Raw genomic sequence first — 1,132 nt, 5'->3', positions numbered from 1 at the left:
TCCAGAAGCGCAATGTCTGTCGTGGCCTGATGGTACTGGCGTTATTGTGGGGGGCTGGCAGTGTGCTCTCCCTTTTCACCAACCGGGACCAGATAAAGGTCGTGCAGGCGGCAGTGACCGACCTGAAAACCCGCCCGGAAGCGTCTGACGCCCAATTGCTGGCGTTCAAGACCCTGCGTGATGAACTGGGCCGGGTGCAGCACCGGGCCGAATACGGCGCGCCCTGGTATCAGCGTTTCGGCCTGAATCAAAATCAGCCGCTATTAACGGCGGTACTGCCGTACTACACCCAGGTGAATAACCGGCTGATACGGGATAAGGCGGCGGCGATACTGCACCAAAAACTGAGCGCGCTGGTGGACCTGCCCCCGGGCAGCCCGCAACGGGCCCGGCGGGCGAAAGCCGCGCACGACCAGCTCAAAGCCTATCTGATGATGGCGTACCCGGCGAAAGCCGACGCCGCGTTTTTAACCCGCGTCCTCAATGAAAACGAGCCGGAACGGGCCGGTATTGCCCCCGGTGTCTGGCTGAGTGCCGCATCAAGTTTATGGCATTTTTATGCAGAAAATCTGCCGGCTCATCCTGAATGGCGGATTACGCCGGACACGGCATTAATCAGTCAGGTACGGCGGATATTGCTGGCGCAGATGAGCCGGCACAATGCAGAAGCCACGCTCTACCAGCAGATGCTGCAATCGGTGGCGAAGGATTATGCGGACCTGACCTTAAGGCAAATGACCGGCGACACTGAGGCGGAACGGCTGTTTACTACCACACATGGGGTGCCGGGGATGTTTACCCGACAGGCGTGGGAAGGGCAGATACAGAAAGCGATTGATAACGCGGTGGCTTCACGTAAGGAAGAAATTGACTGGGTGCTGAGTGATAACCGTCAGGCCGTCCCGGCAGCCGTCTCACCGGCAGAGCTGAAAGCCCGTCTGACCGCGCGTTACTTTACCGATTTTGCCGGGGCCTGGCAGGATTTTCTCAACAGCCTGCGCTGGAACAAAGCGCGTAATCTGACCGAGGTGACAGACCAGTTAACCCTGATGGCGGATGGGCGTCAGTCCCCGCTGATAGCGTTAATGAACACCGTGGCGTATCAGGGGCAGACCGGCCAGCAAGGCCCGGC

At 59.4% G+C, this 1,132-nt stretch carries 1 protein-coding gene; it reads left to right on the top strand.

Features of this window, described 5'->3' with window-relative positions; translation table 11 throughout:
- On the top strand, nucleotides 1-1,132 hold a 1,132-nt coding region (locus C5471_RS23305; protein ID WP_207627457.1), incomplete at both ends, for an ImcF-related family protein.

It is taken from the genome of Photorhabdus tasmaniensis, assembly GCF_011189505.1.
Classification (GTDB): Bacteria; Pseudomonadota; Gammaproteobacteria; order Enterobacterales; family Enterobacteriaceae; genus Photorhabdus; species Photorhabdus tasmaniensis.
Note: the sequence above shows the minus strand (reverse complement) of the source record. Positions and strands in the feature narration are given on the sequence as shown.